The sequence below is a fragment of the Actinomadura decatromicini genome, assembly GCF_008121305.1.
Classification (GTDB): Bacteria; Actinomycetota; Actinomycetes; order Streptosporangiales; family Streptosporangiaceae; genus Spirillospora; species Spirillospora syzygii.
Genome location: NZ_VSRQ01000004.1, coordinates 795,966 through 821,158 on the forward strand (window position 1 = coordinate 795,966; position 25,193 = coordinate 821,158).

Sequence of the window (25,193 nt, forward strand, 5' to 3'; positions counted from 1 at the left end):
TAACAACCTTCCTCTACTAGTTTAGCAGGTATAAACCAGAACTCCCTACCCGGTCAGCGCTCCACGAAACCCGCGGCCTCGCCGCGGGCCCCGCTCCAGCGCTCGGCGACGCCGGTGACCTTCCCTGGCCGGGCCGTCAGCGTGTCGCTTCCGGAGTCGTCCGCGGTCAGCAGGTCGAGGAGGCGGCGGCACCGCTCCCGCGGCCCCTCCGCGACGACCTCGACGCGCCCGTCGGACAGGTTCGTGGCGCTGCCCGCGAGGCCGAGTTCCAGCGCCCGCGCCCGCACCCACCAGCGGAACCCGACGCCCTGCACGCGGCCCCGCACCCATGCGGTGAGCCGCACGACCTCGTCGCCGCCGTCACTGTCCGCGTCCATGGACTCCCCCGTTCCGCTCATCGGTTCACCGTCCCTCCGCGCCGCCGTGCCCTAATACCGTGCCCGGCGGGGCTGGGGCTGGCACGTCGGGCAGCTGTAGGACGAGCGGTTCATGAACTCGTCGCGGCGGATCGGCGTCCCGCAGCGGCGGCACGGCTCGTCCCGCCGCCCGTAGGCGTCGAGGGAGCGCTCGAAGTACCCGCTCTCGCCGTTCACGTTCACGTAGAGGCTGTCGAACGACGTGCCGCCGACCGCGAGGGCCGCGCCCATGACGTCCTGAGCGGCCGCCAGGACGCGCGCCGCCTCCGCCCGGGTCATCGTCTCGGTCGGGCGCGCCCAGTGCAGCCTGGCGCGCCACAGGGCCTCGTCGGCGTAGATGTTGCCGACGCCGCTGATGAGCGACTGGTCGAGCAGCGCGCGCTTGATGCCGGTCTTGCGGCGGCGGAGGGCGCGGTAGAACGCGTCCGGGTCGAAGCCCTTCTCCAGCGGGTCGGCGGCGATGTGCGCGATCGGCTCCGGGACGAGCCCCGGGCCGTCCGGGCCGCCGACCGCGTCCGGGACGAGGTCGGCGACCATCAGGTGCCCGAACGTCCGCTGGTCGACGAACCGCAGGTCGTGGCCGCCGTCGCCGAACTCGACCCGGACCCGCAGGTGCTTCTCGCGCTCGCGGTCCGGCTCGCCGACGAGGAGCTGCCCGCTCATCCCGAGATGGGCGAGCAGCGCCTCACCGGGCTCCCCGTCAGCGGCCCCGTCATCGGCGCGGAGCGGCAGCCACATGTACTTGCCGCGGCGGCGCGGGGTCAGCACGGTCCGCCCGGCGAGCCGGCCCGCGAAGTCGGCGGGCCCGGCCTCGTGGCGGCGCACCGCGCGCGGGTGCAGCACCTCGGCGGACGCGATCGCGCGGCCGGCCGTCCAGCGTTCGAGGCCGCGCCGGACGACCTCGACCTCGGGCAGCTCAGGCACCGGCCTGGGCCGCCTGTCCGGCCTGCTCCTGGCCCGCGGGCGCCCGGCCGTCGACCGGCGCCGCCGCGGGCGCCGCCGGGGCCGCGCCGTCCTGCGCCGCCTCCCGCCGCACGACGAGCGCGCGGATCTCGTTCCAGGCGGCCTCGGCGGCGTGCTGCTCGGCCTCCTTCTTGCTGCGCCCCTCGCCCGAGCCGTAGGTCTGCCCGCCGACCCGCACCGACGCGCGGAACGTCTTCTGGTGGTCGGGGCCGCTCTCGGCGACGTGGTACTCGGGGACGCCGAGCTCCTCGACGGCGGTGAGCTCCTGCAGCGAGGTCTTCCAGTCGAGCCCGGCGCCGAGGCTCGCCGACCGGGTGATCAGCGCGTCGAACAGCCGGTGGACGAGGGCGGACGCCTCGTCCAGCCCCCGGTCGAGGTAGACGGCACCGATCAGCGCCTCCAGCGTGTCGGCGAGGATGGACGCCTTGTCGCGCCCGCCGGTGCCCTCCTCGCCGCGGCCGAGCCGGATGTGGGCGCCGACGCCGAGGCCGCGCGCGACGCCGGCGAGCGCCCGCATGTTGACGACGGCGGCGCGCAGCTTGGCGAGTTGCCCCTCGGGCAGGTCGGGATGGCCGCGGAACAGGGTGTCGGTGACGACGAGCCCGAGCACCGAGTCGCCGAGGAACTCCAGGCGCTCGTTGGTCGGCAGGCCGCCGTTCTCGTAGGCGTACGAACGGTGCGTCAGCGCCCGTTCGAGCAGGTCGGCGCCCACTTCCACGCCGAGTGCCCTGGTCAGTTCGGCACGTTCCGGCGCCGGGTCGTTCTTCTTGCCGCTCACAAGCCCTCCTCACGGGCTGCGCCGCGCAGTGCGCGGACGCGCGTCTGCGGCGCGCGGCCGTCGGGCCGGGACGGCGAGGACGCACGGCGGGGAGGGGTTGTCCGCGAAGACGAGGTGCGCGCCGGTCGGCTGATCCCGGCGTGCACCACGGCTCCGGGCGCTGCGAGCCGCGGTGGACCGCTGCTCGTTCCCGCGCCGGTCACCACGCCGACGTCGCGCCGGGTGGTCGGGTGCCCGTCCTGCCGCATCGGGGGCGGCCGCGCCGTGCGCGGATCCACCCCCGGATGCGAGAAGACTCAGGACGACGGGGCGATGACCTGCCGCCGGTCGTAGGTTCCGCACGTCGCGCACGCGGTGTGCGGCAGCTTCTGGTCGCGGCACGTCGGGCACTCGACCAGCGTCGGCGCCGATGCCTTCCACTGCGAGCGCCGGTGCCGCGTGTTGCTGCGCGACTTCTTCCGCTTCGGGACGGCCACGTCAGCCCTCCTGCCTTCGTTCTCGTCGGTCGGCTGTTCCGCGGGAGCCGTTGCTCCCGCTCCCCCGGTCGGGCCCCGCGGGCGTGTCGCCCTCGAGGCCCTGCAGCGCCGCCCACCGGGGGTCGACGGCGTCGTCGTGGCGGTGGCCGGGCTGGTCGGCCAGCCGTGCACCGCAGTCCGGGCAGAGGCCCGGGCAGTCGTCCCGGCACAGCGGGGACAGCGGCAGCGCGAGGACCACCGCGTCCCGCAGGACGGGCTCGAGGTCGATCAGGTCGCCCTCGAGGCGGAGCTCGTCGTCTTCGGCGTTCCCGCCGGAGCGGGTGTCGTCGTAGACGAAGAGCTCCTGGAAGTCCGCCTCGAAGGTCGAGGCGATCGGGTCGAGGCAGCGCGCGCACTCCCCCTCAAGGGGGACCGTCGCGGTGCCGGTGACGAGCACCCCTTCGAGAACCGCTTCGAGCCGGATGTCCAGCTCGATCGCGGCGCCCGCCGGGACGCCCACCATCTCGACGCCGAAATCCTCCGGTGCCGGCGCGGACAGGGTCTCCTCCCGCGACGACCCGGGTTGCCTGCCCAGAGCTCGGGTGTCGAGCACGAGAGGGGCGTTGGGGTCGAGGCGTGTCAGCGGATTCCTGCTTTCGTGCGGCATGAGAATGACGGCCGTGACCGATGGCCGATGTCCCAGGGTACCGAAGACACGGGCGAGGTCCCAACTCGCGGCCGTCCGACCAGGGGCGGGGGCCGCCGCCCGGCCGCGCCGGGTCAGCCCTCCCTGAGCCGGGTCAGTCCTCCTTGAGGCGCCGCACGAGCCGCTCGTGGACGGTGTCGGGGACGAGCCCGGAGATGTCCCCGCCGAACTTCACGACCTCTTTCATCAGGCTCGACGAGAGGAACGCGTACTCGGGGTTGGTCGCCATGAAGAGCGTCTCCACGCCCGCGATGCGGTGGTTCATCTGGGCCATCTGGAGCTCGTACTCGTAGTCGCTGACGGCCCGCAGCCCGCGGACGATCACCGGGATGTTCTGCTCGCGGCAGTAGTCGACGGTGAGGCCGTAGAACTTGTCGACCTTGATGTTGCCGTACTCCTCCGTGACCTCGGCGATCATGTCCGCGCGCTCGTCCACGGTGAACAGGCTCTTCTTGTTCTTGTTGATCAGCACGGCGACGACCACCTCGTCGTAGAGGCGGGAGGCGCGGCTGATGATGTCGAGATGGCCGTTGGTGACGGGGTCGAACGATCCCGGACAGACGACACGGCGCACGGCGCGAACCCCTTCGGTCCCGGTTTCTGACCTGCGGCGCGAACGTACCAAATCGCGTTCGGCCCGGTTCCACCCGGGCCCTCGGGTCACTCCCCTCAGGAGCCGAGCGCGTCGATGATCGCGGCGGCGATCGGCCCCGACTCGACGCCGTACCCGGGCGCCTCGGTCATCACCGCGACGGCGTACTTCGGGTCCGAGCGGGGGCCGAACCCGATGAACCAGCGGTCGTTGTAGGACGCTCCCTCGATGTCGGCGGTCCCGGTCTTGCCGCCGAGGACGGACGTCCCCTTCAGCGACTTGCCGGTGCCGCGCTCGACGACGGCCCGCATCATGTCGCGCATCTGCCTCGCCTGGTCGGCGCTCATCGCCTCGGACAGCTCGCCGGGCGAGAACCTCTCGACCGTCCGGCCGTTCGCGGCGCGCAGCCCGTCGACCAGGCGCGGCTTCATCACGACGCCGTCGTTGAGGATCCCTGCCGCGACCAGCGCCATCTGCAGCGGCGAGGCGACCGTGCTGCCCTGCCCGATGGAGCCGAGCGCGCTGAGCGACGGCTCGTCCGTCTCGGGGAACGAACTGGCGACGCCGCGCAGGCCGGGCGCGTACCCGATCCGGTCGCCGAACCCGAACCGCGACGCCGCCTCGCGGACGCCGTCGTTGCCGGGCTTCTCCGCGCCCATGAAGGCGAACGTGGTGTTGCACGACTGCGCGTACGCCTCGGCGAGCGGGATCCGGGGCAGGTCGCAGGACCCGCCGATGTCGCCCGCGTCGTTGGCGATCGCCTGCCCGGCGCGCGGCGGCTTGTAGCTGCGTCCGGCCCTGACCTGGGTGTTCTCGGTCGCGCCCGCCTGCAGCGCGGACGCCGCGACGACGGTCTTGAACGTGGAGCCGGGCGGGAACAGCTCGTTCGCCGCCTTGTTGAGCAGCGGCTTCAGCGGCTGGTCGCCGAGCCGGTCGAACGCCCGCACGGCCTTCCGCCGGTCGAGCGTGGACACCTCGTTCGGGTCGTAGGACGGCGTCGACGCCATCACCTTGATCGCGCCGGTCTTCGCGTCGAGCACGACCGCCGCCGCGCGCCGCGCGCCCGCGCCGCTCAGCGCGTCGTAGGCCGCCCGCTGCGCCTTCACGTCGACGGTGGACTCGACCGTCCCGCCGGGGACGTGCTTGCCGATGAGCCGGTCGACGAGGTCGGTGGTGGCGAGGCGGGCGTCGGTGCCGTCCAGGAAGTGGTTCTCGGCGTCCTCAAGGCCCGTCTGGGCGAACACGGAGAAGTAGCCGGTGATGGGCGCGAACACCGGGCCGTCCTTGTAGCGGCGCTGGTAGCGGTCGCCGCCGACCTCGTCCGACCAGGCGAGGCGCTCGCCGTCCGCGACGATCGGGCCGCGGTCGATCTTGAAGCGGTCCTCGAACTGGCGCGCGTTGAGGGGGTCGTCGCGGAGGTCCTGCGCCTCGAACCCCTGCACGTAGGTGATGTTGGCCATGAGCGCGCCGGCCATCACGAGCGCGACGATCCAGGTACGCCCCACGGCACGGTCGATGCCGGGCCTCATGGCCGGGCACCTACCCGGAAGCCGCCGCCCTCAACGGCCGATCGCGCGCCCGTACCAGAACACCGCCTCTCCGTAGCGCCGCTCCCGTTCGGCTTCGTATCCGTCCGGCCATGACAACGAACGGCCGCGGGCCGCGCGTTCCACGACGACCAACGCGTCCGGCGCCGTCCAGCCGTTGTCGCGGAGGTCTTCCAGGAGGGCGGTGACGGCCGCGTCCGCGAGCGCGTAGGGCGGGTCGGCGAAGACCAGGTCGTAGGGCTCGTCCGGCGGCCGCCGCACCAGCCGTTCCACCTTGTCGGCGCACGGGACCGCCCCCGGCAGCCCGAGCGCCGCCGCGTTCCGCCTGATCACCGCCATCGCGCGCGGATGCGACTCGACGAGCAGCGCGTGCGCCGCGCCCCTGGACAGGCACTCGAGCCCGACCGCGCCGGACCCGGCGTACAGGTCGGCGGCGCGCAGGCCGTCCAGCGGTCCGAGCAGGGCGAGGACGGTGCCGAACAGCCCTTCCCTGGCGCGGTCGCTGGTCGGCCTGGTGTCGCGTCCCGGCGGGACGTCGAGCCGCCGCCCGCCCGCGCTGCCCGCGATGACCCTGGTCATCCCCCCAGTATCGGGGCGGCGCGGCGGCGCCGCGCCCGGGGCCCGGAACGCGGGTCCCCGCACCCCCGACAACGGGCGTTTTCCAAAAAGATCCACAACCCGGACGTCAGCCTCTTGTGAACCTGCGCCCAAATGGGCCGAACGCTGTTCACAACGACTACGGGACGTGTAAACGTGCTCGCAGGTTGTGCAACCCAACCCCTCAGGAGAACTCTGTGCATAACGGTAGGAGACTGGCGGTGACGGCGGGGGCGGCGGTTCTCGGCGTCGCGGCCATGAGCGGCGTGTCGCACGCCGAGACCTCCCAGCCCCTCGCCAAGCGGACCGCGCACCCGGCATCGGCGGACGCGCCGCTTCTCGGCCTCCGTCTGGACGCGCCGGTGAAGCACGACGGGCGGACGCACACCACGACCGCCGGGCTCGACCTCGGCGCCGGAGTGAACACGCCCGTGGCCGGCGCGGACGTCCGGCTCAAGACGCGGGCGTCGGCCGGGCCCGGCGGCGTCAAGGCGGGCGCGCGCGCCGACGCCGCCGTCTCCACCCCGGCGGGCGGCGGGCGGCGGGCGCTCGCCGCGGGCGACCCGCAACTCCTGAACGTCGGGGCCGGGGCGGGCGCGTCGCTGTCCCCGGGGAGCGCGACGCCGCTGAAGGCGAACCTGTCGGCGCACGCCTGCCTCGGCGGCTGCGCCGCGCCGACGCCGCCCACCCCGCCGACTCCCCCGGTCCCGCCGTCGCCGCCGACCCCGCCGGACACGCCCCCGCCGGGCACCCCCGCGCCGCCCGGACCGCCGTCCTCGCCGCTGCTCCCCGAGCTGCCGTCCACCCCGGGGATGGGCGCGGGCGCCGTGGCCGCCGAGATCACCCCGCCGAAGGGGCTGCCGTTCACCGGCGCCGACTCGCTGCCGCTGCTGGCGCTCGGGATCACCGCCGTCGCGGCGGGCAGTGCGGCCGTGGCCGCGACGCGGCGGCGCACCGTCCGCGAGTCCTGACCGCTCCTCCCGAGAAGGGCGCCTCCCCGCCGGGGAGGCGCCCTTCTCGGCGTCTGAAGGGATTCGGCGTCTAGAGGGATTCGGAGCCGACGACCTTCCAGCCGCCGCCCGCGCGCTGGAGCCCGAGCCGCCGGAACGTGACCCGGTCGGCGTCGGTGCAGCCGCCCTTGCAGGCGCCGAGCGTCACCAGCGCCGTCACCCGGTCGGCCGGGCCGCCCGCGCGGAGGCCGATCTCCACGGGCGTGCCCGCCGCGACGGACGGGTCCCGGGCCACCGCGTCCAGCACGCCGTGCGCCGCCGTCCCCGGCCACTGCGCGCCCGCCGTGTCGGCGCGGGACGAGCCCGCCTTCAGCGAGAACAGGCTGTCCAGCAGCCAGCCCGCCCCCCGCTTGACCATCGTCGCGCGCATCGGGTCCTGGAGGCGGCTCGGGTCGGCGTTCTCGGCGCGGACCGTCCGCTTCACGTACGCGAGGACGGTGACCCTGCCCGGCGCCGCCGTCACCACCGCCGAGTCGACGACCTCCGTCGCGACCGAGCCCTTCTTCTCCTTCAACTGCTCGCGGTAGTCGCGGGTCGCGAGCTGGCGGTCGTACTCCGTCCCGTACCGGGGCGTGGACGCGCGGTGCGCCGCCGCGACGTCCCGGTCGAGGGTCGCGTGGTCGAGGCTCAGCACCGCCTTGATCGCGTGCGCGGCCGGGGCGACCGCCTCCGCCGCCGCGGCGGGCGGCGCGGCCGGGCCGGTGTCGGCCGTCGCGGGCTTCTCCCCCGAGCCGTCGGCCAGCAGTGCCCACGCCGTCGCGCCGACGGCCGCCGCGACCAGCAGCGCGACCCCGGCGGCGGCGAACCCGAGGCCCCGCCGCCGGCGCGGCGGCGGACCGGTCGGCGGCAGGTTCGGCGGCTGGTAGGGCGGGACCGTGCCGCCCGAGTCGGTCCCCATGAGCGTGCCGGGACGGCCCACGGTCGGCGGGTTCGGCGGCGTGCGCGGGTCCCCGGCGAGGTGGGCGCCCGTGCTGAGCGTGTCCTGGACGGGCAGCTCGTCCGGGACGTCGCCGCTGATCAGCCGCAGCAGCACGTGCTGCGCCTCCGGCCGCCGCGCCGGGTCCTTCGCCAGGCACAACGCGACGACGCCGCGCAGCGAGTCCGGCAGCGCCGACAGGTCGGGCTCGTAGTTGAGGATCCGGTGGAACACGGCGGAGATCGTGTCGTTGCCGAACGGGTGCCGTCCGGTCGCCGCGAACAGCATCGTCGCCGCCCACGTGAACAGGTCGACGCCCGTCCCGAGGTCGGTGTTCGTGACCTGCTCGGGCGCCATGTAGGACGGCGTCCCGACGACCCCGCTGCCCTTCTTCGCCGTCGTGCCGAGCACCCGCGCGATGCCGAAGTCGATGACGCGCGGGCCGTCCGGCCCCATCAGCACGTTGGACGGCTTGAAGTCGCGGTGCAGGATGCCCGCCCGGTGGATCGCCGCGAGCGCCGTCACCGTGCCGATCGCGAGGCGGTCGAGGTTCGTCCCGGTGCGCGGGCCCTCCTCGTTGACGAGGCCGCTCAGCGACGGGCCCGGCACGTACTCGCTGACGACGTACGGCAGGTCGCCGGAGATGTCGGCGTCCACGACCTGCGCCGTGCAGAACCCCGCCACCCGGCCGATCATCGCCAGCTCGCGCTCGAACCGCGCCCGCCACTCCGGGTCGCGGACGAACCGGTCGCGCAGCAGCTTCACCGCCGCGCGGCGGCCGTCGTCCTCGTGGCGCCCCAGGAAGACGATGCTCTGCCCGCCCTCGCCTATCCGTCCGACCAGCTCGTACCGCCCCAGCCTGGCCGGGTCGTTGGGCAGCAGGGGGCCGACCGCCGTCATTGGGAGCTCCTCCGTCGCATGCGAACCCGCGCTACATGTCAGACGTCTGTGATCAACCGTGTCTTCTCAGTATCCAACGGGGGGAACGCCCCAGAGAACCTTCCGCGCGCGTCACTTCGGCGTCGGACGTCAGGTCTTCTCAAGGAAGTCGGCGCGCTCCTCGTCCAGGAGGGACGCCAGGACGGTCGCCAGGCCCGGATGGTCGGCGAGGTCCGGATCGGACTCGACCAGCGCGGTCGCCTCGTCGCGGGCGTCGCGGATGACGTCCTCGTCCTTCTGGAGGGTGAGGAGGCGGAGGCTGGACGTCCGGCCCGCCTGCGCCGCGCCGAGCACGTCACCCTCCCGGCGCTGCTCCAGGTCGAGCCGGGACAGGGCGAAGCCGTCCGTCGTGGACGCGACCGCCGCGAGCCGCTCGCGCGCCTTGCTGCCGGGCTCCGCGTCGGTGACGAGGAGGCACAGGCCGGGGAGCGTGCCGCGTCCCACCCGGCCGCGGAGCTGGTGGAGCTGGGAGACGCCGAACCGGTCGGCGTCCATGATGACCATGACGGTGGCGTTCGGGACGTCCACGCCGACCTCGATGACCGTGGTGGCGAGCAGGACGTCCAGGTCGCGGTCGGTGAAGCGGCGCATCACCGCGTCCTTCTCGTCGGGGTGCAGCTTGCCGTGCAGGACGCCGATGCGCAGCCCGTCGAGCAGCTCCTCCAGCTTCGGCAGCACCTCCATGATCCCGAGCGGGGAGCGGCGGCCCTCCTCGTCCGCGGCGACGGCGTCGCCCTCGTCGCCCTCCTGCTCGCCGATGCGCGGGCAGACGATGTAGATCTGCCGGCCCTGCGCGGCCTCCTCCTTGATGCGCTCCCAGGTGCGGGCGAGGAACGCGGGCTTCTCCGGCGGCACCACGTGCGTCTGGATCTCCGACCGGCCCGCCGGGAGCTGCCCGAGGACGGACGTCTCCAGGTCGCCGAAGACCGTCATCGCCACCGTGCGCGGGATCGGCGTCGCCGTCATGACGAGGACGTGCGGGCGCCCGCCGCCGGTCTTCTCGCGCAGCGCGTCCCGCTGCTCGACGCCGAAGCGGTGCTGCTCGTCCACGACGACGAGGCCGAGGTCGGCGAACTGGACGGTCTCCTGCAGCAGCGCGTGCGTGCCGACGACGATGCCCGCCGCGCCGGACGCCGCGTCCAGCAGGGCGGCCTTGCGCGCCTGCGCGCCCAGCGACCCGGTGAGCAGCGCGACCCGCGTCGCGTTCTCCGCGCCGCCGATCTGCCCGGCCTCGGCGAGGTCGCCGAGCATCCCGGTGATCGACCGGTAGTGCTGCTGCGCGAGCACCTCGGTAGGCGCGAGCAGCGCGGCCTGCCCACCGCCGTCCACGACCTGAAGCATCGCCCGCAACGCGATCACGGTCTTCCCGGCGCCGACGTCGCCTTGGAGGAGGCGGTGCATGGGGTGTTCGACGGCCAGGTCGGCGGCGATCTCGTCGCCCACCTGGCGCTGGCCCTTGGTCAGCTCGAACGGGAGGCGGGCGTCGAACTCGGCGAGGAGTCCGCCGAAGGACGGCGGGCGCGGGGTGGCCGGGAGGGCGGCGGCCGCGAGACGGCGCTGGGCCAGCGCGACCTGGACGACGAACGCCTCGTCCCATTTGAGGCGGGCCTTGGCGCGACCGAGCTCGTCCCAGCTCCGCGGGCGGTGGATGCCCTCGTACGCCTCGCGCAGGCCGATCAGGTCGCGGCGGCGCAGCAGCGCTCCGGGCATCGGGTCGGCGGGCAGGGTCAGCTGGTCGAGGACCATGCCGACGGACGTCCCGATCGTCTCGATCGGCAGCGTCTTCGTGGACGGGTAGATCGGGATGATCTCGTCCGCCCACTCCTGCGCCGCCTGCTCGGCGCTCGTCTCGTGGACGACCTTGTACTGCGGGTGGGCGAGCTGCCGCACCGGGCGCCCGCTGCGCGGCCGGTAGGTGCTGATCTTCCCGGCGAACAGGCCGCGGGTGCCGGGCGACAGGTCCTTCTCCGGGCGGTAGGACCCCTTGCGGCCGAAGAAGCTCAGCTTGAGCTCGCCCGTCCCGTCCGTGACGGTGATCTCCAGGACGTAGCCGGGGCTGCGGTTGAGGCTGCGGCCCTGCACCTTCACGACCTCCGCCATGACGGTGACGTGCTCGCCGTCCTCCAGGCCGCTGAGCTGGGTCAGCTCGCCGCGGTGCGCGTAGCGGCGCGGGTAGTGGTGCAGGAGGTCGCCGACGGTGCGCAGGTCGAGGCCCTTCTCCAGGGCCTTGGCCGTCTTGTCGCCGAGGACGTCGCGCAACGGCTCGTCGAGGTTCGCCACGCAGTCTTTTCTAGCCCAAAGCGGCGGCGCGTATCACCGGACGCCTCACTCCACGCCGACGAGGAGCGGGTATTTCTCCTGCCCGCCGTCGTAGACCCCCGCCTCCACGTCGGGATGGACGTCGCGCAGATGCTCTTCGAGGACGGCGGCGAGGCCGGGCGGCGCGTCCCGTCCGGTGATCAGCGTGACCAGCTCCCCGCCGCCGGACAGCATCCGGTCGAGGACGCGCCGGGCCACCTCCGCGACGTCCGCGCCGATCGTCGCGACGTCGCCCTCGATCAGCCCGAGGACGTCGCCGCGCCGGCACAGCCCGACGCTCGTCACCGCCTCCCGCGCGGCGACCTCCAGGTGGCCGAAGCGGGTCGCGCCCGCCGCGCGGGTCATCTCGATCACGTCCTCGCCGAAGCGGCGCAGCGGGTCGTGCACCGCGAGCGCCGCCAGCGCCTGGACGGACGCCTTCGCGGGCACCACCTCGATCCGCGCCCCCGCGTCCCGGGCCCGCTCGGCGGCGGCCTCGGCCAGGGCGTGGACCTCCGGCCCGTCCGGCAGGACCGTCACCTCGTCGCCCGCCGCGAGGATCGCCTCGGCCAGCACCGCGAGCGGCGGCACGGTGCCCGGCTGTCGCCGGACGGCCCGCGCGCCGCTCTCCTCGAACAGCGCGGCGAGGCCGTCCGCGGCGGTCACCGCGACGACCGCGCGGCCGGTGCACGGCGCGTGCGGCTCCCCGGTGGCGGCGTGCAGGTACGTGACGCGGATCCGGTGCGGACGGCCCGCGTCGAGCCCCGCCTCGACGGCGGCCCCGGCGTCGTCCACGTGGACGTGGACGTTCCACAGGCCGTCGCCGCCGACCACGACGAGGGAGTCGCCGAGGGCATCGAGCCGTTCGCGCAGCGGGTGGACGGCGTCGTCTGGCGCGTCCAGCAGGTACATGACCTCGTAGCTCGGCCCGGACGGCGCGGCGGGCGCCGGGGCCTTCGCGCCGGGAGCGCGGGCCGGGACCTCGTAGCGCTCCGGGTACTCGTCGGTGAGCACGGCCGCGAGGGCGTCGAGGACGACGCAGAGCCCGGCGGCGCCCGCGTCCACGACGCCCACGCGGGCGAGGACGTCGAGCTGCCCGGGCGTGGCGCGCAGCGCGCGGCGGGCTCCGTCCGCGGCGGCCCGCGAGACGCCTGCGAGATCAGCTCCGGCGGACGCGCCCGCGGCCGCCGACGCGGCGAGCACGCTCAGGACCGTGCCCTCGACGGGATGCTCGACCGCGTCCCTGGCCAGCGCGGACGCGTGCGCCAGGGCCGCGGCGAGCGCGGCGCCGTCGGGCGGCGCGTCCAGCGGGCCGAGGACGTCGGCGAGCCCGCGGAGAACCTGGCTGAGGATCACTCCGGAGTTGCCCCGCGCGCCGAGCAGCGCGCCCCGCGCCAGCGCCCGCCACGTGTCCGGGGCGCCCGTGCCGGGCGGGAGCGCGTCCAGCGCGTCCGCCGCCGCGCGGACGGTCAGGTGCAGGTTGGTGCCGGTGTCGCCGTCCGGGACGGGGAACACGTTCAGCGCGTCGATCTCCGTCCGGGCGCGGCCGAGCGCGTCCGCCGCGAGCCCGCACCACCGGCGCACCGCCGCGCCGTCGAGGACCTCGCCCAACGCCCGCCCCTCCCCGCCGCCGCTCCGGCCGCGCGTGCGGCCGCGGCCGATTCGCCTACCCGACGCGCCGTCGGCTACTCTGATCCATGCGCCTCGTCCGGGGCGCCCGTCAGTGAGCACCCATGATGCCCGGTTCGCCCGCCTGCGGCCGCCGGGGCGGCGCTCCGTCAGAGCATCGACACCACTTGGAGTTTCCCGTGGCTTCCGTCTGCGACGTCTGCGGCAAGGGACCCGGTTTCGGCATGCGCGTCTCCCACTCGCACCGCCGCACCCCGCGCCGCTGGAACCCCAACATCCAGCGCGTGCGCGCCGTCGTGAACGGCGCCACCAAGCGGATCAACGCCTGCACGTCCTGCATCAAGGCCGGCAAGGTCGTCAAGCCGACCGTCTGAGGTCCGCCGCAGCCAGGCTTTCCCGCCAGTCCATCGGAGCCGCTCCGATGGGCTGGCTTTCGCATGTCCTGAATCAGGGGCGCCAGTGCCAGGCGTGGTCTACCGGGCCGATGCCCGCGCCGAGCGGGAAGCCCGCCGCGATGGCGCCGGTCACGTACTCCTTCGCCGCCGCCACCGCCGCCGGGACGTCGTCGCCGAGCGCCAGCCGGGACGCGATCGCCGAGGCGAGCGTGCAGCCCGTCCCGTGCGTGTGCCGGTTGTCGTGCCGGGGCGCGGTGAAGCGGTGCTCGCGCTCCCCGTCGAACAGCAGGTCGGCGGCCTCGCCCGGCAGGTGCCCGCCCTTGATCAGCACCCAGCGCGGGCCCAGCGCCCGCACGGCCTCGGCCGCCTCGCGCAGCCCCGACTCGTCCACGACCTTGACGCCGGTGAGCTGCTCCACCTCGTAGAGGTTGGGCGTGACGACGGTCGCGGCCGGGATCAGCGCCGACCGGACGGCGTGCACCGCGTCCGGCGCGAGCAGCGGGTCGCCGTGCTTGGACACCCCGACCGGGTCGACGACGGCGGGCGCGTCCGACCCGGCCAGCGCCTCCGCGACGATCTCGACCAGGCCGCTCGACGCGAGCATCCCCGTCTTGATCGCGTGCACCCCGATGTCGGACAGGACGGAGTCGAGCTGCGCGCGCACCGCCTCCGGCGGCAGTTCCCAGTACCCCTGGACACCGAGCGAGTTCTGCGCGGTGACGGCCGCGACGACGCTCATCCCGTGGACGCCGAGCGCGAGCATGGTCTTCAGATCCGCCTGGATCCCGGCGCCGCCGCCGGAGTCGGACCCCGCGATCGTCAGCACGAGCGGCGGCGCCTGAACGGGCGGCACGGACGGAGCGGACGAGGCGGACGGGGTGGGCGTCATGCCGTCCACTTTATGGCGTCATGACCGCGTCACGGCGGCCCGGACCCCGCCGGGCGGTCTCAGACCAGGGAGCAGGGGTTGCTGTTCATGACGCAGGTCGACGGCTTCGCGGGCGTCCCCTGCGCGGCGAAGGCGATCCGCACGGTGGCGCCGGGCGCGATCGCCGTGCGGCCGCGGACGAACGGGACCTTGCCCGTCCGGACGACGGTCGCCCCGCTGACCGCCGTGACCGAGGCGCTGTCGATCTTGAAGGCGAGCGCCCACTTGGCCACCGGCTGCGGGCCCTTGTTGGCGATCGTGGCGGTGAAGGTGAACCCGCCGGGCTTGCGGGACGCGACCCGGAACGCGACGACGAGGCCGTCCGGCCGGGCCGCGCCGCGGCTGGCGCGCTCGCCGGGCCCGCGCTGGGAGACCTGGTTGTCGCGCGGGTCGGGCTGCGAGTCGTGGGCGGGCGCGCCGCCCGCGAAGTTGAGGGAGATCTGCTGCGTGCTCAGCGCGTAGGCGACGATCCCGACCGCGATGACGAGGGCGACGATCGGCAGCATCGGGACGGGCAGCACCGAGAGGAGCTTGAGCCTGCCGCGCCCGCCCGGCTTCTCGGACGGCTGCGGCTTCTCGCCCCACGGCTCGCCGAAGTCGGGGGGAGGACCGTCCTGGTAGTCCCCCGGGAGCGGCTCGAAGCCGTAGTCGTACGGCGGGTCGTGCGGGTGCCCGGCGCCGGGCGCGGGTCCGGTCGAGGTGGTCTCGTGCGGCGACACGTAGAGCCGGTCGTCGGTCGGGCCGGAGTATGCGTCGAAGGGCGGTGCGGGTGGTGCCCCGTAGTACGAGCCCTGGGACGTGCGGGCGTCCGGTGCGGGCTCGTCATCCGGTTGACCGAGCTTGGTGTGTCGTCCCATCCCATCCCTCTTCGATCACACGGATGTATACCAAACCCTCACCAACCATGCCTACAAGACACGTCAACAAGCACGTAAGGACGCCCTCCGCGCGGCGCCCCTCACGTCGGGAAATGATCCCATGCGCCGGGCGGTGGCTCGCGCCCGTCCACACGGACACCTGTCCCTTCGGTGACGGTCCCGATCCGCGTCCAGGACGGCGGCAGGACGGCTCCGGCGGGGAACGTCCCGGCGAAGGCGTGGTCCTCGCCGCCGGTGAGGGCGTGCCGGAGCCCGTCCGGCCCGAGGACCGCCGGGACGGGCACGGCCGCCGATTCGACGTCGACGCGGACGCCGCTCGCCGCCGCGATGTGCCCGAGGTCCTGGACGAGCCCGTCGCTCACGTCCAGCAGCGCGGTCGCCCCGGCCGCCCGCGCCTCCGCCCCGGCCGCGTACGGGGGGCGCGGCCGCCGGTGCGCCTCGGTCAGCTCGGCGGGGCCGTCGCGTCCGGCGGCGAGCAGCGCGAGGCCGGCCGCGGCGAACCCGAGCCGGCCGCGCACGGCCACGGCGTCGCCCGGCCGCGCCCCGGCGCGGGTGAGCGGCGGCGCGCCGCCGAGGTCGCCGAGCGCGGTGACGGCGAGCGTGACCTCCGGCGCGGCGACGACGTCCCCGCCCGCGACCGACGCCCCGGCCGCCCGGCACTCGTGCGCGAGCCCGTCGTAGAGCCGCTCCGCCCATTCGACGTCCGTCGCGGGCGGCGCGGCGAACCCGACGAGCAGCGCGGTCGGGCGGGCGCCCATCGCGACGACGTCGGCGAGGTTCTGCGCGGCGGCCTTGCGGCCGATGTCGTAGGGGCCCGACCAGTCGCGGCGGAAGTGGCGGCCCTCGACCAGGACGTCCGTGGTGGCGACGACACGCCCGTCCGGCGCGCCGATCACGGCCGCGTCGTCGCCCGGCCCGAGCAGGACGGCCGGGCCCTGCGGAAGCCGCCGGGTCAGCGTGGCGATCAGCGCGAACTCCCCCAGGTCACCGATCGTCCCCATATCGCCGATTCCCCCTGATCCACGCGTGCCGGACGCGGCCGTCCGGCCCGCGCGCCCCCCGCCGCCCGCCGCGGCGCGTAACACGATACGGTGAACCGTCCGACGTAGATTCTCCGCCCGGGGAGGACGTGATGGTGCAGGCCTACATCCTCATCCAGACCGAAGTCGGCAAGGCGGCCGAGGTGGCCGGCCACATCTCCGGCATGACGGGCGTCACGCTGGCGGAGGACGTCACGGGCCCCTATGACGTGATCGTCCGAGCGGAGGCGCGGAATGTGGACGAGCTGGGCAAGCTCGTCGTCGCGCAGATCCAGTCGGTCGAAGGCATCACGCGTACGCTCACCTGCCCGATTGTCCATATCTGAGGCGTCGCCCCGGCGGCTGCGCCGGGCGCGGGCGGTGGCCGTCCTCGGCGTGCTGGCGCTGCTGGCCGCGGCGTGCGGCGAGGGCGCCGTGCGGGTGCCCGTCCCCGGGCCGGACGCGGCGACGCGGCGGCTGTGCGAGGGCCTCCGGCTCCCCGAGAAGGTGCGCGGCCTGGAGCGCCGCGACACCTCCCCCGACTCGCCGCTGACCGCCGCCTGGGGCTCCCCCGCGATCGCGCTGCGCTGCGGCGTGCCGCGGCCGGCCGCGCTCCGCCCCGAGTCCCAGCTCGTCACGATCAACGGGATCGACTGGTTCGGGCAGCCGATCGACCGTCCGGTGACGTTCACCGCGGTCGCGCGGCAGGCGTACGTCGAGGTGACGGTGCCGCCCAAGTACAACCCGGCCGGGGACGCGCTGATCGAGCTCGGCCCGTCGATCAAGGCGACGATCCCGCAGAAGCCCGAGGGCCAGATCTGAGCGCCCCGAGCCGCCATTCGGCGGCGTCGGGCAGGGTCGGCTCCGCCGTCCCGGCGAGCCGGTGGGGCGGGTGGGAGTCGAACCCACTCAGCGCGTGGCACTTGGTTTACAGCCAAGCCCGACTCTCCGACGTCGGCGCCGCCCCGTGCGCGCGGGGCCCCCGGACCCGCGCCGTACCTCCGGAGGGATTCGAACCCTCAGCACACGGCACCTCATGCCGCTGTCTCTGCCATTGGACTACGGAGGCGTGCGTGCGGCCCCCGGGATTCGAACCCGGAACAACCACTTCCTGAGAGTGGCCTCTCTGCCAATTGGAGTAGAGCCGCGTGAAAGCAATTCGCGTGAGGCGGCGTCACTCGCGGCGGCCCGGCCGGAACGGCCTCTAGGAGGCGGGATACCGGCCGGGGCGGGCGTGCGACGCCGAGGGCAGTCGAAGTCGGTACTGCTCCAGAGCCATGGCCGGTCCTCCTCTCGGAGCCTCGTGTTTCGGGCTGACGACGTCCACGATGCCATCGCCGCGTGAATGGCCGCAACGCATTTGTCCGGCCGTTCGCGGGAGCGGTCGCGCGGAGCCGGGCGGTGGAAGTCATGGGGGCGGTATGGGGGTCGAAATCGGTCAGGAGAGGATGGCGGCGGTGTCGGGCGGTGTCGGCGGAGGAGAGGCGGTCCGTTCATGGCAGTGGGGTTCATCGGGCTGGGGCGGATGGGCGCGCCGATGGCGGCGCGCCTCGCCGGGCGGGGCCTCGTCGTGTACGACGCCCGCTCGGAAGCGATGACGCCGCTCGTGCGGGTGGGCGCGCGGGCGGCGCGGAGCGTCGCGGACGTCGCCGCGCACGCCGAGCTCGTGTCCGTCATGGTGCGGGACGACGCGCAGGTGCGCGAGGTCGGCGAGGAGGTGCTGGCGAGCGCGCGTCCTGGAACGGTCCTCGCGATCCACTCGACGATCCGCGCCGCGACGGCCGAGGACCTCGCCGAACGCGCCCTCCGGTACGACATCCACGTCGTGGACGCCCCGGTCAGCGGCGGCTCCGCCGGGGCGGGCGCGGGCACCCTCGCGGCCATGGTCGGCGGGACGGACGAGGCGTTCGACCGCTGCCGCGAGCCGTTCGGGACGTGGGCGGACCTCGTCCTGCACATGGGCCCGGTCGGCGCGGGCACCCGCGCGAAGCTCGCCCGGAACCTGCTGCACTACGTCGCGTACACGGCCGCCGCGGAGGCGCAGCGGCTGGCCGAGGCGGCGGGGGTGCCGCTGCGCGAGCTGGGGCGGGTGGTCCGGCACACGGACGCGATCACCGGCGGGCCCGGCATGCTCATGCTCCGCGACACGACCGCGCCGCTCAAGCCGGACGACGACCTCTACGACACGCTGCGACACGTCCGCGACCTCGGTGAGAAGGACCTGGCGCTCGCCCTGGAGCTGGCGGACGAACTGGACGTCGACCTCCCGCTCACACGCCTCGCCCGCGAGAGGCTGTCGCCCGGACTCGGCCTGCCGGATGCGTCCGACTAAATCCAACTAAGGGGGAACCTGGACGGGCTTGTTTGCGTCCAAGGTCAATGCGTGGACGCACACTCGCATCGTCCGTGACAGCGCTCGCCCTGGCCGGAGCGGCCAGATGCGGCGGCTCCCCTGGCGGCGCGCACCGTCCCGCCCCGCCGGGGCCGGAGGTCCGGCTCGTCGCCTACGACGGCTGCGACGCGCTCCTCGACGGCCTGCGCCGCGCGACGGCGGACAAGGTCGGCCCGTACGGGCTGAGCGGCGTCCCCGGCATGGTGCCGCTGGAGGGCGACACCGCGCTGCGCAAGGGTCCCGAGGCGGCGCAGCCGGGCGTCCCGAACGCGGCGCCGCCGCCCGGCACGCCGCAGCATTCCACCACCAACTCGCACGAGCCGGGCGCGGACGAGCCCGACCTCGTCAAGACCGACGGCCGCCGCATCGTGACCGTGACCGGCGGCGAGCTGCGCGTCATCGACCCGGCCACCCGCAGGGTCGCGCACACCATGGACCTCCCCGGCCTCGGCGGCGCCTTCCGCGGCGCCGACGCGCAGCTCCTGCTCAGCGGCGACCGCGCGCTCGTGACGACCCAGCAGACGGCCATGCTCCCGTTGGAGCGCCGTCCCGTCCCCGGGCCCGGCGGGTTCGACGACCTGCCGACGCCGACCGCCGTGCCGACCACGCGGCTGACGCTCGTCGACCTGTCCGCCGCGCCGAAGGTCGTCGGGACGATGACCACCGAGGCCGCCTACGTCGACGCGCGGCAGACCGGCTCGACGGTGCGGGTCGTGATGCGGTCCACGCCGCGGATCCAGTTCCCCGGCGGGAACGGCGGCAAGGGCGAGAAGCACGCCGCCGAGGCGAACCGCGCCGCCGTCCTGAAGGCGCCGCTCGACGCCTGGCTGCCGTCCTTCCGGACGGACGACGGCGCCGGCGGCCGCGCCGCGACGTACCGGAGCCCGTGCGACCAGGTGAGCCGCCCGTCCTCGTACGCGGGGTCGTCGCTGCTGTCGGTGCTGACGTTCGACCTGGCGAAGGGGCTCGGCGACCCGAAGGCCATCGCCGTCGCCGCCGACGGGACGACCGTCTACGGCAACGGGAAGAGCCTCTACGTGACCGGCACTCCCCCGACCCCGTACACGTGGAACGCGCCCCCGCGCGCCCCCGAGCCGCGCACCGACGTCTACAAGTTCGACGTCGCTGGGACGGAACGCCCCCGCTACGTCGCGTCCGGCTCGGTGAAGGGCTTCCTGCTCAACCAGTACTCGCTGTCCGAACTGGACGGAAACCTGCGCCTCGCGACGACGACCAGCCAGATCGACTCCCGTGAGCGCAAGTCGGAGAGCGCGGTGTACGTCCTCGCGCAGCACGGCGGACGCCTCGACGAGATCGGCCGCCTCGGCGGGCTCGGCAAGGGCGAGCGGATCTACTCCGTCCGGTTCCTCGGGACGACCGCCTACGTCGTGACGTTCCGCCAGGTCGACCCGCTCTACACGCTCGACCTGAAGGACCCGCGGCGGCCCCGGCTCGGCGGCGAGCTGAAGATCACCGGATACTCCGCGTACCTGCACCCGCTGGCGGACGGGCGGCTGCTCGGCGTCGGCCGGGACGCCGACGCCTCCGGCCGCACGCTCGGGCTCCAGGTCTCGCTGTTCGACGTGTCCGCCGCGCAGCCCCGCAGGGTCGCCTCCTACCGGCTGCCGGACGCCTCGTCCCAGGCGGAGTTCGAGCCGCACGCGTTCCTGTACTGGCCGCAGTCCGGCCTCACCGTCATCCCGGTGACGGACCCCGGCGGCGGGACGAGCGAGGCCCTCGTCCTCAAGGTCGGCGGGACGTCCATCACCAAGGCGGGGACCGTCCGGCACCCGGACACCGAGCGGTTCGGCAACGGCGTGAGGCGCTCGCTCGTCGTCGGGAACACCCTCTGGACGTTCTCCGACGACGGCGCCCGCGCCACCGACGCCGCCACGCTCAAGGACGCCGCCTGGCTGCCGTTCAAGTGAGGGCGAGGGATCAGCGGAGGCCGGTGGAGCGGCCCAGCGCGGTCTGGATGAGCCGGTCGACGAGCGCCGGGTAGTCGAGCCCGGTCGCCGCCCACATCTGCGGGAACGCCGACGCCGGGGTGAACCCCGGCATCGTGTTGATCTCGTTGAGGATCCAGCCGCCGTCCGGCGTGTGGAAGAAGTCGACGCGGGCGAGGCCCTCGCAGTCGAGCGCGTCGAACGCCTGCACGGCGATCCGGCGGACCTCCTCGATCGCGGCGGGCGGCAGGTCGGGCGGGATCGCCATCCTGGTGGCGCCGTCGAGGTACTTGGTCTCGAAGTCGTAGAAGTCGTGGCCGCCCGCCATCAGCACCTCGGCGGGCAGGCTGGCCTCGGCGGGGCCGTCGTCCAGGCCCTGCAGGACGCCGCACTCGATCTCGCGTCCCTCGATCGCCGCCTCCACGACGACCTTCGGGTCGTGCTCGCGGGCCGCGTCGACCGCGGCCTCCAGGTCGGCCTCGGCGGTGACGCGGCTGATGCCCATGCTCGACCCGGCGCGGGCCGGCTTGACGAACACCGCGCGGCCGTCCGCGAGCCCCAGCTCCTTGATCTCGTCGATCTTGCGCTTGCGCTCGCGCCGCCACTCCCGGTCGCCGACCAGGACGTACGGGCCGACGGGCAGGCCGCGCGCCTGCCAGACGAGCTTCATGAACCCCTTGTCCATGCCGACCGCGCTCGCCAGCACCCCGGCGCCGACGTACCGGACGCCCGCGAGGTCGAGGAGGCCCTGGATGGTGCCGTCCTCGCCGTAGGGGCCGTGCAGCAGCGGCAGCACGACGTCGACGTCGCCGAGCGTCTCGGGGACCTTGCCCTGCTCGACGACGATCAGGCCGCGGCTGTCCGGGTCGAAGGGCAGCGCGAGGACGCCGCCGGAGCCCGTCACCTCGGGCAGCAGCCCGTCCTCGATGGCGAGCCGCAGGTCGGCGGGCGCGAGGACCCAGCGGCCGTCGCGGGCGATGCCGATCGGCACCACCTCGTACCGGTCCCGGTCGATGGCGGCCATGACGGCCCCCGCGGTGACGCAGGAGATCGCGTGCTCGGAGCTGCGTCCGCCGAAGACGACGGCCACGCGCGTCTTTGAAACCTGGGACATGAGGCCCGACCCTATCTGTGATCAGTCCGCGGCGGCCATGAGCGGGCCGCCCGCCTGCGCCCCGCCGGCGCGGGTCACACCCCGTACCGTTCGGGCTTCGGGGAGCGCGAGATCAGCGAGATCGCCGCCTCCTTGATGGGCATGCCGTGGTGCAGGACGGCGGTGACCGCCTCCGTGATCGGCATCTCCACGTTGTGCTTGCGGGCGAGCTCCAGCACCGGCTCGGACGACTTCACGCCCTCCGCCGTCTGCTTGGTGACGGCGATGACCTCGTCCAGCGTCATGCCGCGCCCGAGGTTCACGCCGAACGTCCGGTTGCGGGACAGCGGCGACATGCACGTGCCGACGAGGTCGCCCATCCCGGCGAGGCCCGCGAACGTGTGCTCGTCCGCGCCGAGCGCCGCGCCCAGCCGGGCGATCTCGGCGAGCCCGCGGGTCATCAGCACCGCCTGCGTGCTCGCGCCGAACCCGAGCCCGGCCGCCATCCCGACGCACAGCGCGACGACGTTCTTCACCGCGCCGCCGAGCTCGCAGCCCACCACGTCCGTGGAGGTGTAGACGCGGAAGTACGGCGTCATCGTCGCGGCCTGGAGGCGCTGGGCGACGGCCTCGTCGGCGCAGCCCGCGACGGCCGCGCCCGGCTCGCCGGTCGCGATCTCGCGCGCCAGGTTCGGCCCGCTGAACAGCGCGACCCGCTCCTCCGGGACGTCGGCGACCTCCCGGATCACCTCCGACATCCGCCGCGTCGTGCCGAGCTCGACGCCCTTCATCAGGCTGACGAGCACCGCGTCCGGCGGCAGCAGCGGCACCCACGCGGCGAGGTTCCGCCGGAGCGTCTGCGCCGGGACGGCCAGCGCGACGAAGTCGGCGCCGCGCAGCGCCTCCGCCGGGTCGAGCGTCGCCCGGACGGCCTCCGGCAGCGTCACGCCGGGCAGGTAGTCGGGGTTCTCGTGCCGCTCGTTCACCGCCTCGACGATCTCCGGGCGGCGGCCCCACAGCACGACCTCGCCGCCCGCGTCGTTGAGCAGCTTGGTGAACGTCGTCCCCCAGGACCCGGCACCCATCACGGCCGTGCGGAACGTCACGAGCCGTCCGCCTTCCGCTCGGCGGCGGTCTCCCGGCCCGGGGCGGCCTGCTCGGGCACGGCGGGCTCGAACGCCTCGGCCGCCGCGCGGCGCCGCTCCTCCAGGACGCGGTGGTGGTCGTAGCGCTCCTTCGGCGGCTGCTCGCCGCGGATCCCGGCGAGCAGGGCGGTGATCGCGGCCATGACCTCGTCGGTGGCGGCGCGGAGCGTCTCGCGGGTGAGCGGCCGTCCGGCGTACCGCGACAGGTCGACGGGCGGACCGGCGACGACCTTCATCGTCTTGCGGGGGAACGGGTGGAGGCCCTTCTTGAGGCTCCCGGCCAGGCCCGTCTGCTCGCCCTTCTTGTAGGGCAGCAGCTCGTGCGCGCCCCAGCTCGCCACCGGGACGACCTTCGCGCCCGTGGACAAGGCCATCCGCGCCACGCCCGTCTGCCCGGTCATCGGCCACAGCTCGGGGTCACGGGTACACGTGCCCTCCGGGTAGAACACGAGGCACTCGCCGTCCCGCAGGGCCTTCTCGGCGTCCTTGAGGGCGAGCGCCGGGTCGTCGCTGTCGCGGTGGACGGGGATCTGCCCCGTGCCGCGCAGGATGTTCTTCACGACCATCGTGTCGAACAGCGTCGACTTGGCCAGGAACACGGGGAAACGGCCGGACTCGTACACGAAGTGGGCGAGCGCCAGCGGATCGGACTCGGAGATGTGGTTGGCGGCGATGATGACGCCGCCCTCCCCGGGCACGTGCTCCCGGCCCCGCCAGTCGCGCTTCAGCAGGCCGAACAGCAGCGGGCGCAGGATGCCGACCGTGAGCCCGCGCCAGGCGGGCGAATATCCGTGGCTCATGCCCCCTCCTCGTTCACTCCCCACACCCCGCGGCGAACGCGGGGTGTCCTCAAGTGTCGCGGTTACGTGCGCATAGTGTCGAGTTGCCATGTCTACCGCAGCGCGCAGCGCGCTTGATCTCCGTTGGTCGCTCGTGGTGCCGGTCAAGGTGCTGGCCAGGGCGAAGACCCGCATGTCCGGCGCGGCGGGGCCGCTCCGCGAGCCGCTCGCGCTCGCCGTGGCGACCGACACGGTCGCGGCGGCGCTGCGCTGCGACCGGGTCCGCACCGTGATCGTCGTCACCGACGACCCCCTTCCCGCCGCGGACCTCGCCGCGCTCGGCGCCCGCGTCGTGCCGGACGTCCCGGACGCCGGGCTGAACCCGGCCCTCGTGCACGGCGCCGGCCGGGGCCGCGAACTGGCCCCCGGCGCGGGCGTCGGCGCCCTCTCCGCCGACCTGCCCGCTTTGCGCCCTCTTGAACTAGCCCGCGTGCTGGACGCGGCGGCGCGGGCGCCGGAGGCGTTCGTCCCGGACGCGGCCGGAACGGGGACCACGCTGTACACGGCGCGCCCCGGCGTCCCGTTCGCGCCCGCCTTCGGCGCCGACTCGCGCGCCGCGCACCGCGCCCGCGGGGTCCGCGAGATCGTCCTGCCGGGGACCGACACCGTCCGGCAGGACGTCGACACCCTCGACGACCTCCGCGCCGCGCTCGCCCTCGGCGCGGGGCCGCGCACGTCCGCCGTCGCGGCGCGGCTGCCCGCGCTGGCCTAGCATTCGGCTCATGCAGGCGACGGTGAAGGCGTTCGACGCGGACACCCGGTCGGGCAGCGTGCTGCTCGACGACGGGACGGAGCTGCCCTTCGACGCGGCCGCGTTCGCGGCGGGCGGGCTGCTGCGGCTGCGGTTCGGGCAGCGGGTGAACCTCGCGGTCGACGGCGGCCGGATCACGGTCGTCACGCTGTCGACGTTCCCGCTGCCGCCGCACTAGGCCTCGGAACGCGGCAGCGCCCGGGTCCCGTCAGCACGGGCCCGGGCACTGGCGCGGCGAGCTACTTCTTGCCGGGCTACTTCTTGCCGGCCACCAGGTTCTTGAAGTCGGCGCCCGCCTTGAACTTCGGCACGGACGTCGCGGGAACCTCGATGGTCTTGCCCGTTGCGGGATTGCGGGCCGTGCGGGCAGGCCGGTCGGCCTTCTCGAACGAACCGAACCCGGTGATCGCGACCTTGTCGCCCTTGGCGACGGCGGTCTGGATCGCCTCCAGGATGGCGTCGACGGCCTCGGCTGCGGCCTTCTTGCTGCCCAGCCGGTCAGAGATGGCGTCGACCAGCTCACGCTTGTTCATGGGTTACTCCTCTAGTTCCCCCCTTGCCCGAACGAAACTAAGGGACCCTCAGCATGGACACAATCACCTGCACGCACGAGTTGGCGTGTCGCTGGCGTTTTTGTCGGCCTCGCCCCCGTCTCGCCGGGTGACCGGACCGGATCCGGCCACTGCGCACGCTAACCGACGTCGGGGGCCTCGTGGAAATCGGCGAGGAACGTCTCCAGCCTCCGCGAGGCCAGTTCGGGGTCCCGTTTCGCCAGATCGGTGATCGCCAGGAGATGGCGGATGAGCCGCCGCCGGTCGTCCGGCGGCAGCGGCGCCACGGCCCGGTGGGCGTCGCGCAACCGCCGCGCGAGCTCGGTCAGGGCAGGGTCGTCCCACTCGGGCTCGGTCCGTGGGACCGTGCTCAATTCATCCCCCCAAACGGTCGGACGGTGTGTTCGCAC

General features: G+C 74.3%; 27 protein-coding genes and 3 tRNA genes. 8 read left to right on the forward strand and 22 right to left on the reverse strand.

The genetic code is table 11. From position 1 onward, the window contains the following. Positions 1 to 53: 53 nt before the first annotated feature. The 8 genes from FXF68_RS22150 to rsmD form a co-directional block, all read right to left on the reverse strand. The gene (locus FXF68_RS22150) at positions 54 to 398 is read right to left on the reverse strand and encodes an acylphosphatase (protein WP_246178859.1); all 345 of its coding nucleotides are present in this window, start codon (positions 396 to 398) and stop codon (positions 54 to 56) included. A gap of 30 nt (positions 399 to 428) precedes the next feature. Continuing rightward, the gene (gene mutM / locus FXF68_RS22155; RefSeq protein ID WP_148762127.1) at positions 429 to 1,340 is read right to left on the reverse strand and encodes a bifunctional DNA-formamidopyrimidine glycosylase/DNA-(apurinic or apyrimidinic site) lyase; all 912 of its coding nucleotides are present in this window, start codon (positions 1,338 to 1,340) and stop codon (positions 429 to 431) included. After that, positions 1,333 to 2,157, reverse strand: coding sequence for a ribonuclease III (gene rnc, locus FXF68_RS22160; RefSeq protein WP_148762129.1), 825 nt, complete (start codon positions 2,155 to 2,157; stop codon positions 1,333 to 1,335). Before rnc ends, mutM begins: the two co-directional genes overlap by 8 nt. A 296-nt stretch (positions 2,158 to 2,453) precedes the next feature. Continuing rightward, positions 2,454 to 2,633, reverse strand: a complete 180-nt coding sequence (gene rpmF / locus FXF68_RS22165) for a 50S ribosomal protein L32 (protein WP_148352881.1) — start codon at positions 2,631 to 2,633, stop codon at positions 2,454 to 2,456. 1 nt (position 2,634) lies between these two features. Beyond that, positions 2,635 to 3,279: a YceD family protein gene (locus FXF68_RS22170; RefSeq protein WP_148762131.1), complete on the reverse strand. Its 645-nt coding sequence runs from the start codon at positions 3,277 to 3,279 to the stop codon at positions 2,635 to 2,637. Between the two features lie 133 nt (positions 3,280 to 3,412). Beyond that, positions 3,413 to 3,892 (reverse strand): pantetheine-phosphate adenylyltransferase, encoded by a 480-nt coding sequence (coaD, locus tag FXF68_RS22175; RefSeq protein WP_148762133.1) that lies wholly within the window; start codon positions 3,890 to 3,892, stop codon positions 3,413 to 3,415. 95 nt (positions 3,893 to 3,987) lie between these two features. Beyond that, positions 3,988 to 5,439, reverse strand: a complete 1,452-nt coding sequence (locus FXF68_RS22180; RefSeq protein WP_148762135.1) for a penicillin-binding transpeptidase domain-containing protein — start codon at positions 5,437 to 5,439, stop codon at positions 3,988 to 3,990. A 30-nt stretch (positions 5,440 to 5,469) separates the two neighbouring features. Continuing rightward, the gene (gene rsmD / locus FXF68_RS22185; protein ID WP_148762137.1) at positions 5,470 to 6,036 is read right to left on the reverse strand and encodes a 16S rRNA (guanine(966)-N(2))-methyltransferase RsmD; all 567 of its coding nucleotides are present in this window, start codon (positions 6,034 to 6,036) and stop codon (positions 5,470 to 5,472) included. 215 nt (positions 6,037 to 6,251) lie between these two features. On the opposite strand from rsmD, the gene FXF68_RS22190 reads away from it, so the two are divergent. Next, positions 6,252 to 7,025, forward strand: coding sequence for a hypothetical protein (locus tag FXF68_RS22190; RefSeq protein WP_187438037.1), 774 nt, complete (start codon positions 6,252 to 6,254; stop codon positions 7,023 to 7,025). A 70-nt stretch (positions 7,026 to 7,095) separates the two neighbouring features. On the opposite strand, the gene FXF68_RS22195 is transcribed toward FXF68_RS22190, so the two are convergent. The 3 genes from FXF68_RS22195 to FXF68_RS22205 form a co-directional block, all read right to left on the reverse strand. Next, positions 7,096 to 8,880: a serine/threonine protein kinase gene (locus FXF68_RS22195; protein WP_148762141.1), complete on the reverse strand. Its 1,785-nt coding sequence runs from the start codon at positions 8,878 to 8,880 to the stop codon at positions 7,096 to 7,098. Positions 8,881 to 9,009: 129 nt separating this feature from the next. Further along, positions 9,010 to 11,199 carry an ATP-dependent DNA helicase RecG gene (gene recG / locus FXF68_RS22200; protein WP_148762143.1) on the reverse strand — a complete coding sequence of 730 codons (2,190 nt, stop codon included), beginning with the start codon at positions 11,197 to 11,199 and terminating at the stop codon, positions 9,010 to 9,012. Positions 11,200 to 11,244: 45 nt separating this feature from the next. Further along, entirely contained in the window at positions 11,245 to 12,828 is a 1,584-nt protein-coding gene (locus FXF68_RS22205) for a DAK2 domain-containing protein (RefSeq protein WP_148762145.1), read from the reverse strand. Positions 12,829 to 13,025: 197 nt separating this feature from the next. On the opposite strand from FXF68_RS22205, the gene rpmB reads away from it, so the two are divergent. Further along, on the forward strand, positions 13,026 to 13,220 hold the full coding sequence (rpmB, locus tag FXF68_RS22210) for a 50S ribosomal protein L28 (protein ID WP_067883900.1): 195 nt from the start codon (positions 13,026 to 13,028) through the stop codon (positions 13,218 to 13,220). 73 nt (positions 13,221 to 13,293) lie between these two features. On the opposite strand, the gene thiD is transcribed toward rpmB, so the two are convergent. From thiD to FXF68_RS22225, 3 genes are all read right to left on the reverse strand, one after another. Further along, the gene (thiD, locus tag FXF68_RS22215; RefSeq protein ID WP_148762147.1) at positions 13,294 to 14,130 is read right to left on the reverse strand and encodes a bifunctional hydroxymethylpyrimidine kinase/phosphomethylpyrimidine kinase; all 837 of its coding nucleotides are present in this window, start codon (positions 14,128 to 14,130) and stop codon (positions 13,294 to 13,296) included. A 59-nt stretch (positions 14,131 to 14,189) separates the two neighbouring features. Beyond that, on the reverse strand, positions 14,190 to 15,026 hold the full coding sequence (locus FXF68_RS22220; protein WP_148762149.1) for a cellulose binding domain-containing protein: 837 nt from the start codon (positions 15,024 to 15,026) through the stop codon (positions 14,190 to 14,192). A 101-nt stretch (positions 15,027 to 15,127) separates the two neighbouring features. Continuing rightward, a complete protein-coding gene (locus FXF68_RS22225; RefSeq protein WP_148762151.1) occupies positions 15,128 to 16,048 on the reverse strand; it encodes a thiamine-phosphate kinase in 921 nt (306 codons plus the stop codon). Between the two features lie 131 nt (positions 16,049 to 16,179). Here FXF68_RS22225 and FXF68_RS22230 point away from each other — a divergent pair, with 131 nt between their 5' ends. After that, positions 16,180 to 16,413: an Lrp/AsnC family transcriptional regulator gene (locus FXF68_RS22230; protein ID WP_148352893.1), complete on the forward strand. Its 234-nt coding sequence runs from the start codon at positions 16,180 to 16,182 to the stop codon at positions 16,411 to 16,413. Then, a complete protein-coding gene (locus FXF68_RS22235; protein WP_342787160.1) occupies positions 16,400 to 16,888 on the forward strand; it encodes a DUF3515 domain-containing protein in 489 nt (162 codons plus the stop codon). Before FXF68_RS22230 ends, FXF68_RS22235 begins: the two co-directional genes overlap by 14 nt. 62 nt (positions 16,889 to 16,950) lie before the next feature. On the opposite strand, the gene FXF68_RS22240 is transcribed toward FXF68_RS22235, so the two are convergent. The 3 genes from FXF68_RS22240 to FXF68_RS22250 form a co-directional block, all read right to left on the reverse strand. Beyond that, positions 16,951 to 17,033: transfer RNA gene (locus tag FXF68_RS22240), tRNA-Tyr, on the reverse strand. Between the two features lie 29 nt (positions 17,034 to 17,062). After that, positions 17,063 to 17,135, reverse strand: a tRNA-Leu gene (locus tag FXF68_RS22245). Positions 17,136 to 17,140: 5 nt separating this feature from the next. Then, positions 17,141 to 17,214: transfer RNA gene (locus tag FXF68_RS22250), tRNA-Leu, on the reverse strand. Between the two features lie 347 nt (positions 17,215 to 17,561). On the opposite strand from FXF68_RS22250, the gene FXF68_RS22255 reads away from it, so the two are divergent. Both FXF68_RS22255 and FXF68_RS22260 read left to right on the forward strand, forming a co-directional pair. After that, positions 17,562 to 18,398, forward strand: coding sequence for an NAD(P)-dependent oxidoreductase (locus FXF68_RS22255; RefSeq protein WP_148762155.1), 837 nt, complete (start codon positions 17,562 to 17,564; stop codon positions 18,396 to 18,398). A gap of 74 nt (positions 18,399 to 18,472) precedes the next feature. After that, positions 18,473 to 20,386, forward strand: a complete 1,914-nt coding sequence (locus tag FXF68_RS22260; protein WP_246178860.1) for a beta-propeller domain-containing protein — start codon at positions 18,473 to 18,475, stop codon at positions 20,384 to 20,386. Positions 20,387 to 20,396: 10 nt separating this feature from the next. Here FXF68_RS22260 and FXF68_RS22265 read toward each other — a convergent pair whose 3' ends face one another. The 3 genes from FXF68_RS22265 to FXF68_RS22275 form a co-directional block, all read right to left on the reverse strand. Further along, positions 20,397 to 21,518 (reverse strand): D-alanine--D-alanine ligase family protein, encoded by a 1,122-nt coding sequence (locus FXF68_RS22265; RefSeq protein ID WP_148762159.1) that lies wholly within the window; start codon positions 21,516 to 21,518, stop codon positions 20,397 to 20,399. A gap of 74 nt (positions 21,519 to 21,592) precedes the next feature. Then, a complete protein-coding gene (locus FXF68_RS22270) occupies positions 21,593 to 22,582 on the reverse strand; it encodes an NAD(P)H-dependent glycerol-3-phosphate dehydrogenase (RefSeq protein ID WP_148762432.1) in 990 nt (329 codons plus the stop codon). A 17-nt stretch (positions 22,583 to 22,599) separates the two neighbouring features. Beyond that, positions 22,600 to 23,442, reverse strand: coding sequence for a lysophospholipid acyltransferase family protein (locus FXF68_RS22275; protein ID WP_148762161.1), 843 nt, complete (start codon positions 23,440 to 23,442; stop codon positions 22,600 to 22,602). An 88-nt stretch (positions 23,443 to 23,530) separates the two neighbouring features. Here FXF68_RS22275 and cofC point away from each other — a divergent pair, with 88 nt between their 5' ends. Continuing rightward, positions 23,531 to 24,193, forward strand: a complete 663-nt coding sequence (gene cofC, locus FXF68_RS22280) for a 2-phospho-L-lactate guanylyltransferase (protein WP_148762163.1) — start codon at positions 23,531 to 23,533, stop codon at positions 24,191 to 24,193. A gap of 10 nt (positions 24,194 to 24,203) precedes the next feature. Further along, on the forward strand, positions 24,204 to 24,410 hold the full coding sequence (locus tag FXF68_RS22285; protein ID WP_148762165.1) for a hypothetical protein: 207 nt from the start codon (positions 24,204 to 24,206) through the stop codon (positions 24,408 to 24,410). A 76-nt stretch (positions 24,411 to 24,486) separates the two neighbouring features. On the opposite strand, the gene FXF68_RS22290 is transcribed toward FXF68_RS22285, so the two are convergent. Continuing rightward, entirely contained in the window at positions 24,487 to 24,765 is a 279-nt protein-coding gene (locus tag FXF68_RS22290) for an HU family DNA-binding protein (RefSeq protein ID WP_026403810.1), read from the reverse strand. 158 nt (positions 24,766 to 24,923) lie between these two features. Continuing rightward, the gene (locus tag FXF68_RS22295) at positions 24,924 to 25,157 is read right to left on the reverse strand and encodes an SCO5555 family protein (RefSeq protein WP_067883875.1); all 234 of its coding nucleotides are present in this window, start codon (positions 25,155 to 25,157) and stop codon (positions 24,924 to 24,926) included. Positions 25,158 to 25,193: the final 36 nt, after the last annotated feature.